General features: G+C 76.2%; 2 protein-coding genes. Both read left to right on the top strand.

Features of this window, described 5'->3' with window-relative positions; genetic code table 11:
• Nucleotides 1-11 precede the first annotated feature (11 nt).
• Nucleotides 12-7,943, top strand: a complete 7,932-nt coding sequence (locus tag RM812_RS39765) for a type I polyketide synthase (protein WP_311585495.1) — start codon at nt 12-14, stop codon at nt 7,941-7,943.
• A gap of 138 nt (nt 7,944-8,081) precedes the next feature.
• Nucleotides 8,082-9,331, top strand: a 1,250-nt coding sequence (locus tag RM812_RS39760) for a beta-ketoacyl synthase N-terminal-like domain-containing protein (protein ID WP_449657863.1), incomplete at its 3' end; no start/stop codon positions are given.

Genomic DNA, 9,331 nt, shown 5'->3' with positions numbered 1-9,331 from the left:
TGTGGTGGGATCTGCCGACGTATCCGTTCCAGCGGCGGCGGTACTGGCTGGAGCGGTCCGGTCCGGATGCCGGGGTCGCCCGGTCCGGGCAGGACCCCGCCGGCCACCCCCTCCTCGCCGCCGTCCTCGACCAGGTGGACTCCGACGGCGTGACCTTCACCGGCAGCCTCTCGCTCGCCCGCCAGCCCTGGCTCGCCGAGCACGCCGTGCACGGGACCGTGCTGTTGCCGGGCACCGCCTTCGCGGAGCTGGCACGGCATGCGGGCCGGCACGTCGGCTGCCCGACCGTGGAGGAACTGACGCTCCACGCCCCGCTGGTGGTGCCGGAGACCGGCGAGGTACGGCTGCGCGTGACGGTGGGCGAGGCGGACGCGGACGGCGTACGGGCGATCGCCCTTCACGGCAGGCTTTCGGACGGGCCGTGGACCGAGCACGCCGGTGGCACCGTCGGCCCGAGGGAACCGGTGCTGCCGTCGCTGCGGGAGTGGCCGCCACCGGGTGCGCGCGAGGTGGACCCGGCCGAGGTGTACGAACGGCTGGTGGACGCCGGGGTGGACCACGGTCCGCTCTTCACCGGGTTGCGCGCCGTCTGGCTCTCCGACGCCGCGGACGGAACCCCGGACGGGCGGTCGCGCGGGACGGTGACCTCCGCGGACGTCGTCCACGCGGAGGTCGCTCTCCCCGAGGACGCCGTCGGCGAGGGCTTCGGTGTGCATCCGGCGCTGCTGGACGCCGCCCTGCACGCCGGCGTCCTCCTGGAGTCCGGCACGGTGACGCTGCCGTTCGCCTGGCGTGGTGTCTCGGTGGTCCGCGAGGGTGCCGAGCAGCTGCGGGTACGGCTGACCAGGCACGGCCGGGACGGGATGTCCGTCGCGCTGGCCGACGCCGACGGGGAGCCCGTCGCGGTCGTGGAGTCGCTCGCGACCCGGCCGGTGACGGCCGGGCAACTGCCGGGCGGCGGCGCGCTGCACCGTACGGAGTGGAAGGACGCCCCGCACTCCGCCGACTTCGACGGCCCCCTGACCGTGGTCGACGACCTCGTCGAGGGCCTGGCCGGGCCGGACGTCGCGGACGGCGCCCTCCCGGACGTCGTGGTGGTGCGGATCTCCGCGCCGGACACGCCGGGAGGGACCGTGCCCGAGGCCGCCCGCGCGGCCACCGCGGACGTGCTGTCCGCGCTGCACACCTGGCTGGCGGAGGCCCGCTTCGCCCGGGCGCGCCTCGTCCTCCTCACCCGGGGCGCCGCCCCGGGGGCGGGGGAGCCGGGGCTGTCCGTGTCGCCGGTCTGGGGCCTGGTCCGCGCCGCGCAGGGGGAGCACCCCGGCCGCTTCGTCCTCGTCGACGTCCCCGCCGGCACCGACCCCGCCGCCGAGGAGCGGGCGGTACGGCGCGCGCTGGGTACGGGCGAGCCGGAGACGGCCCTGGTGGACGGTGTCCTGCGGGTGCCGCGATGGGTCCGCGTGAGCCCGGCGGGCACGGCGCGGGTGCCGGAGTCGGTACTGGTCACCGGAGGCATCGGCGGACTGGGCGCCGCCGTCGCCCGGCACCTGGCGGCCCGGCACGGGGTACGCCGACTGGTGCTGGTCGGCCGGCGCGGCGAACAGACGCCCGGAGCAGGTGAGTTGCGCGCCGAACTCGCCGCGCTCGGCGCGGAGGCGGTGCTGGTCGCCGCCGACGTCTCGGAGCGGGAGGCGGTACGGGAGCTGCTGGCCGCGCACCCGGTCGACGGAGTGGTGCACGCCGCCGGCGTCCTGGACGACGGACTGGTGGAGTCGCTCGCCCCCGAGCGCCTGGGCACCGTCTTCGGTCCGAAGGCGGACGCCGCCTGGCACCTGCACGAACTCGCCGGCGACGTCCCGATGTTCGTCCTCTTCTCCTCCGCGACCGGGGCGCTGGACGCCGCCGGCCAGGGGAGCTACGCGGCCGCCAACCTCTTCCTGGACGCCCTCGCACGGCACCGGCACTCCCAGGGCCTGCCGGCCCTCTCCATGGCCTGGGGTCTGTGGGGCGAGGACGGCATGGCGGCGGGACTGAGCGGGACGGACCGGGCCCGGATCGAGCGCACCGGCGTCGGCGCGCTGACCACCGAGGAGGGACTGGCGCTGTTCGACGCCGCCCTGGCCGCCGACGGACCGGTCCTCGCCCCGCTGCGGCTGGACCCGGCCGCGCTGCGCGCCCGGGCCGCCGACGAGCAGCTCCCGTCCGTCCTGCGTGACCTGGTGCGCCGTCCCGCCGCGCGCCGTACGGCGGGACACGGCCCGGTGCCGTTCGCCGCGAAGCTGGCCGGGCTGCCCGCCGACCAGCGGGTGCCGTACGTCCTGCGCGTGGTGTGCGCCGAGGTCGCCGCGGTGCTCGGGCACGAGAGCGCCGCGGACGTCGAACCGCGCCGCGCCTTCAGTGACTTCGGCTTCGACTCGCTCACCGCGGTCGAGTTCCGCAACCGGCTCGCAGCGGTCACCGGAGGCCGGCTCCCGGCCACACTGGTCTTCGACCACCCCACACCGCAGGCGCTCGCCGCCCACCTGGTGGCCCGGGCGGACACCGCGCCGGCACCGGCCGCGCCCGCCCGTCCCGCCACCGCGGTCCCCGCCGACGACGACCCGGTGGTCATCGTCGGGATGAGCTGCCGCTACCCCGGCGAGGTCGCCTCTCCGGAGGACCTGTGGAGGCTGGTCCGCGAGGGCTCCGACGCCATCACGGCCTTCCCCGACGACCGGAACTGGGACCTGGAGGCGCTGCACGGCACCGAACCGGGCCAGAGCTACACCGCCCACGGCGGCTTCCTGCGGGGCGCCGCCGACTTCGACGCCGAGTTCTTCGGGATCTCGCCGCGCGAGGCGCTGGCGATGGACCCGCAGCAGCGGCTGCTCCTGGAGGCGTCCTGGGAGGCGTTCGAGCGCGCCGGGATCGACCCCGCCTCGCTGCACGGCACCGACACCGGGATCTTCGCCGGTGTGATGTACCGGGACTACGGCAGCAACCTGACGACGGTCCCCGACGACCTCATCGGCTACTTCGGCAACGGCACCCTCAACAGCGTCGTCTCCGGCCGGGTCGCCTACAGCCTCGGGCTGGAGGGCCCGGCGGTCACCGTGGACACCGCCTGCTCCTCCTCACTGGTCGCCCTGCACTGGGCGGCCCAGGCGCTGCGCTCCGGCGAGTGCTCCCTGGCGCTGGCCGGCGGTGTGACGGTGATGTCCACCCCGGGCACCTTCGTGGAGTTCGCCCGGCAGAACGGGCTCGCCGCCGACGGCCGGTGCAAGTCCTTCTCCGACACCGCCGACGGGACCGGCTGGTCGGAAGGGGTCGGCCTGCTCGTCCTGGAACGGCTCTCGGACGCCCGCCGCAACGGCCACCGCGTCCTCGCCGTGGTCCGCGGCTCGGCGGTCAACCAGGACGGCGCGTCCAACGGCCTCACCGCCCCCAACGGCCCCTCCCAGCAGCGGGTCATCCGGGCCGCGCTGGCCAACGCCGGGCTCACCGCCGCCGACGTGGACGCGGTCGAGGCCCACGGCACCGGCACCCGCCTCGGCGATCCGATCGAGGCCCAGGCGCTGCTGGCGACCTACGGCCAGGACCGGGACGCGGACCGCCCGCTGTGGCTCGGCTCGGTGAAGTCGAACATCGGCCACACCCAGGCCGCCGCCGGGGTCGCCGGCGTCATCAAAACCGTGATGGCACTGCACCACCGCACCCTGCCCGCGACCCTGCACGTGGAGCGGCCCAGCGACCAGGTCGACTGGTCGTCGGGCGCGGTGGAACTGCTCACCGAGACCCGGCCGTGGCCGCGGACGGACCGGCCGCTGCGCGCCGCGGTGTCGTCCTTCGGTATCAGCGGCACCAACGCGCACGTCGTACTGGAGCAGGCACCCGCCGACGGACCGCCGGCCGCGCCACGGACCCCGCACGCCGAGGACGACGGAGCGGTGCTGCCGCTGCTGCTCTCCGCCCGGACCCCCGACGCCCTGGCCGAACAGGCCGCCCGTCTGCTCCCGGTGCTGACCGCCGCCGCTTCGGACGACGCCGGCGCCCCGGCCGACGTCCCCGCCGTGGCCCGGGCGCTGGCCACCACCCGGACCGGGTTCGCCCACCGCGCGGTGGTCGTGGTGCCCGCCCACGAGGCCGCCACCGCCGCGGCGCCCGCGCTCTCCGCGCTCGCCACCGGACGTACCGCCGCCGGGACGGTCACCGGCGCCGTCACCGCCGGCGGGCTCGGTCTGCTCTTCTCCGGACAGGGCTCCCAGTGGCTGGGCATGGGCCGCGAACTGCACCGCACCCGGCCGGAGTTCGCCGCCGCGCTGGACGAGGTGTGCGCGGTGTTCGACAAGGAGCTGGACCGTCCGCTGACCGACGTGATGTGGGCCGACCCGGACACCCCGGAGGCCGCGCTGCTGCACCGCACCCGCTACACCCAGCCGGCCCTGTTCGCCGTCGAGGTGGCGCTCTTCCGGCTGCTGGAGTCCTGGGGCGTACGGCCGGACTGCGTCGGCGGGCACTCCGTCGGCGAGCTGGCCGCCGCCCACGCGGCCGGGGTGCTCTCCCTGGAGCACGCCTGCTCCCTGGTCGCCGCGCGCGGCGCCCTGATGGAGGCGCTCCCCGAGGGCGGCGCGATGATCGCCGTACAGGCGACCGAGGAGGAGGTACTGCCCCTGCTGGGCGACGGCGTCTCCCTCGCCGCGGTCAACGGGGCGCGCTCGCTGGTGGTCTCCGGCGAGGAGGACGCGGTCACCGCGCTCGCCGCGCGGCTGGCCGAGCAGGGGCGCAGGACCTCCCGGCTGACCGTCTCGCACGCCTTCCACTCCCCGCTGATGGAGCCCATGCTCGACGCCTTCCGCCAGGTGGTGGCCGGGGTGGAGCTGCGCGAACCGCGGCTGCCGGTGATGGCCGCCGGGGACGTGTGCGACCCCGAGTTCTGGGTGGCGCACGTGCGGGAAACGGTCCGCTTCACCGACACCGTCCGGCGGATGGAGGAGGCGGGCGCCGCCACCTTCCTGGAGGTCGGCCCGGACGCGGTGCTCACCGCCCTGGGCCGGGAGTGCGGGGCGTCCGGTTCCGCGTTCGCCGCGGTGCAGCGCCGTGACCGGGAGCCGATCACCACCCTGCTCACCGGCCTCGCCCGGGCCTGGACCCGCGGCGTCCCGGTGGACTGGTCGGCGGTGCTGCCGCCGGCCGGCCGCGCGGAGCTGCCCACCTACCCCTTCCAGCACCGGCGCTACTGGCTGGAGGCGGCCCCGCACGCCGGTGACGTGACCGCCGCCGGGCAGGAGGTCGCCGACCACCCGCTGCTGGCGGCCGTCGTCCCGGCCCCCGAGGGCGACTCGGTCGCCCTCACCGGGCAGCTGTCCCTGCGCGCCCAGCCCTGGCTGGCCGACCACGCCGTCCACGACCAGGTGCTGCTGCCCGGCACCGCGCTGGTCGAACTCGCCCTCCGGGCGGGCCGGGAGGCGGGCACACCGGTGATCCGCGAGCTGATGCTGGAGGCGCCGCTCGTCCTCCCCCCGGCGGGCTCCGCGTCCGCCGCCGTAGCGGTCCGGGTGGACGTCGGCGAGCGGGAGGACGACGGCGGCCGCACGGTGCGCATCCACTCCCGTGACGGCCGGGACTGGCAGCGCCATGCCACCGGCCGGCTCGTCGAGGAGGACGCCGGGCCCACCGCCGACGACGCGGCGGACCTGACCACGTGGCCGCCGCCGGGTGCCGAGGCCCTGCCGGTCGTCGGCGCGTACGACGAGCTCGCCGACCGCGGCTACGCCTACGGCCCCGCCTTCCAGGGGCTGCGGGCCGCCTGGCGGCGCGGCGAAGAGGTCTTCGCCGAGGTCGAACTGCCCGAGGGGGTCGACCCGTCCCGCTACGGGATGCACCCCGCGCTGCTGGACGCCTGCTGGCACGCGCTGCTGCTGGGCGCGCCGGACGAGAGCCCGGTCCTGCCGTTCGCCTGGACCGGCGTACGACTGCTCGGCGAGGGCGCCCCGCGGGTACGGGTGCGGATCGCGCCGGCCGGTGCGGACACCACCGCCCTGCAGGTCGCCGACATGACGGGCCGGCCGCTGGCCTCGGTGGCCGGGCTGGTCGCCCGGCCGGTCTCCGCCGAGGCGTTCGCGGCCGCGCCCCGTTGGCTCCACCGGATCACCCGAAAGGAGCTCCCCGCCCCCGCCGCCCCGGCCGACCCCACCGGCCTGGCCGTCCTCGGCACGGACCACCTGGGCCTCGGCGCCACCGCGTCCGGCACGGGCCTGCCGGTGTACGCCGAGCCGGCCGCGGTCCCGGACGACCCGGCGCCCACGGTGCTGGTCCACCACTGCCCCGGCCACGCGGGGCCGGTGCCCGACGCGGTGCGCGCCGCGGCGCTCGACCTGCTCGCCGTGCTGACCGGCTGGCTGGGCGACACACGGCTGTCGGCCACCCGCCTGGTCGTCACCCTCGGCACCGGACTGAGCCAGGCCCCGCTGGCCGGGCTGGTCCGTGCCGCGCAGGCCGAGCACCCCGGCCGCCTCGCCCTGGTGCACCTCGACGAAGGGGCACCGTCCGGTGCCCGGCTGGCCGCCCGGCTGACCGCCGCGGTCGGCACCGGCGAGCCCGAGACGACGCTCGGCGCCGACTCCCTCAGCGCGCCCCGGCTGGCCCGGGTCACCGAGATCCGACCGGGCGGAATGGAGGGCCCGGTGCTGATCACCGGCGGCACCGGAGGACTCGGCGCGGTCGTCGCCCGCCATCTGGTCACCCGCCACCAGGTACGCGAACTGGTGCTGGTCAGCCGGCGGGGCCCGCAGGCCCCGGGGGCCGACACACTGCGCGCCGAACTGGCCGGCCTGGGCGCCGCCGTGACGGTCACCGCCTGCGACACCGCCGACCGCGACGCCCTCGCGAAGCTGCTGGAGCGGCACCCGGTGCGCTCGGTGGTGCACGCCGCCGGGGTGGTCGACAACGGACTGCTCGACACGCTCACCCCCGAGCGGTTCGCCGCGGTCCTGCGGCCCAAGGTGGACGCCGCCTGGAACCTCCACGAACTCGCCGGCGACCTCGACGCGTTCGTCCTCTTCGGCTCCTCGGCCGGCACCCTCCTCGGTGCGGGACAGTCCAGCTACGCCACCGCCAACGTCTTCCTGGACGCCCTGGCGGAGCACCGCCGAAGGGAAGGGCTGCCCGCCCTCTCGCTCGGCTGGGGACTGTGGGACGAGGACGCCGGGATGTCCGGCGACCTGGACGAGGCCGGCCGGCAGCGGATGCGACGGCTCGGCATGCCGGCGCTGAAACGGCGGGAGGCCCTCGACCTCCTCGACGCCGCGCTCGGCACGCCGGACGCCGCGCTGCTGCCGATCCGCTTCGACACCGCGGCCCTCCGCGCCCGCGGCGGCGAACTCCCCCCGATCCTCGGGGACCTGGTGCCCCACGCGGCCCGGACCACGGCGGAAACCGCCGCGGGCCAGGACACGCCGGAGGACCTGCGCCGCCGACTGGCCCCGCTGCGGCAGGAGGAGCGGACGGAACTGCTGGTCGACCTGGTGCGCGGCCGGGTCGCCACCGTCCTCGGTCATCAGGACCCCGAGACCGTCGACGACCGGCGGGCGCTGCGCGAGATGGGCTTCGACTCCCTCGCCGCGGTGGAGCTGCGCAACATCCTGGCCGCGGCCACCGGACTGACGCTGCCCGCCACTCTGGTCTTCGACCATCCGACGGTGATCGCGCTCGCCGCCCACCTGGACGAGGCGCTCGTGGACCGGGGACCCGACCCGACACGGCTCGCGCTCACCGAGATCGACCGGCTCGCCGAGACGCTGAAGCGGACGGACGCCGACCGCGGCGCCGTCGCCACCCGGCTGGAGGCCCTGGTGCGCAGCCTGCTGACGGCGGACGGCGACGCTTTGGAGACCTCCGACTACGACTACGGGACGGCGAGCGACGACGAACTCTTCGCCGTCCTCGACAACGAACTGGCGGACTGAGCCATGGAACAGAACCGACACGAAGGGAACGCGCCGATGAGCGAGTCGGAGAACGGCGTCCGCCCGCAGGAGCCCGCCGCACCGGAGCAGTTCGTCACCGCCCTCGCGGCCCTTCCGCCCGCCGACGCGCGGGACAGGCTGCGCCTGCTCGTCCGGGGCCACCTGGAGGCCGTGCTCGGCCAGGCGCACCCGCACGGCGTGCCCGCCGCAGGCTCCAAACTCGCCACCGACCGCTCGTTCCGCGACCTCGGCCTCGACTCGCTCGCCATGGTCGGCCTGGTCAAGGCGCTCTCCGAGGCCACCGGCGCCCGGCTGCCCGCCTCCGTCCTCTTCGACCACCCCACACCGGAGGCGCTCACCGGTCACCTGGCCGAGGTCCTGCTGGGCCTGGGCGGACCGGCCGACGAGGCCCCGCACGTGGTGGCCCACGACGGCGACCCGATCGTGCTGGTGGGCATGGGCTGCCGCTTCCCGGGCGACGTCTCCTCACCCGAGGAGCTGTGGCGGCTGGTCCGCGACGAGGTGCACACCCAGTCGCCGTTCCCCACCGACCGCGGCTGGGACCTCGCCGGGCTCTTCGACCCCGACCCGGGCAAGGCCGGCACGACCTACGCACGCGAGGCCGGCTTCCTCGGCGGAGCGATGGACTTCGACGCGGACTTCTTCGGGATCTCGCCCCGCGAGGCGCTGGCGATGGACCCGCAGCAGCGACTGCTCCTGGAGGTCGCCTGGGAGGCCCTGGAGCGCTCCGGCATCGACCCCTCCTCACTGCGCTCCAGCGCCACCGGTGTCTTCGTCGGCTCCGAACAGCAGGAGTACGGCCCGCGGCTGCACGAGGCGCCGGACGGCATCGACGGCTACCTGGTCACCGGCAACGCGCTGAGCGTGATGGCCGGCCGGATCTCCTACACCCTGGGCCTCAACGGCCCCGCGCTCAGCGTCGACACGGCCTGCTCCGGCTCGTTGGTCGCCCTGCACCTGGCGATGCGCTCACTGCGGGCGGGCGAGTGCTCGCTGGCACTGGCCGGCGGTGCCGCCGTCCTGAGCACCCCCGGTGTGCACACCGCCTACAGCCGGCAGCGCGCCCTGGCCCCCGACGGCCGCTGCAAGGCCTTCGCCGACGGCGCGGACGGCACCGGTTTCGCCGAGGGCGTCGGCCTGGTCGTACTGGAACGGCTGTCGGACGCCCGGCGCAACGGTCACCGGGTGCTGGCGGTGTTGCGGGGCTCGGCGGTCAACCAGGACGGCGCGTCCAACGGGCTGACGGCGCCCAGTGGGGTGGCGCAGCAGCGGGTGATCCGGGCGGCGCTGGCGGACGCGGGGTTGTCCGCGGCGGATGTGGACGTGGTGGAGGCGCACGGTACGGGGACGAAGCTGGGTGACCCGAT

This window comes from Streptomyces lancefieldiae, from assembly GCF_031845825.1.
Classification (GTDB): domain Bacteria; phylum Actinomycetota; class Actinomycetes; order Streptomycetales; family Streptomycetaceae; genus Streptomyces; species Streptomyces lancefieldiae.
The sequence above is the reverse complement of the archived record's forward strand: the minus strand, read 5'-3'. Positions and strand labels throughout refer to the sequence as shown.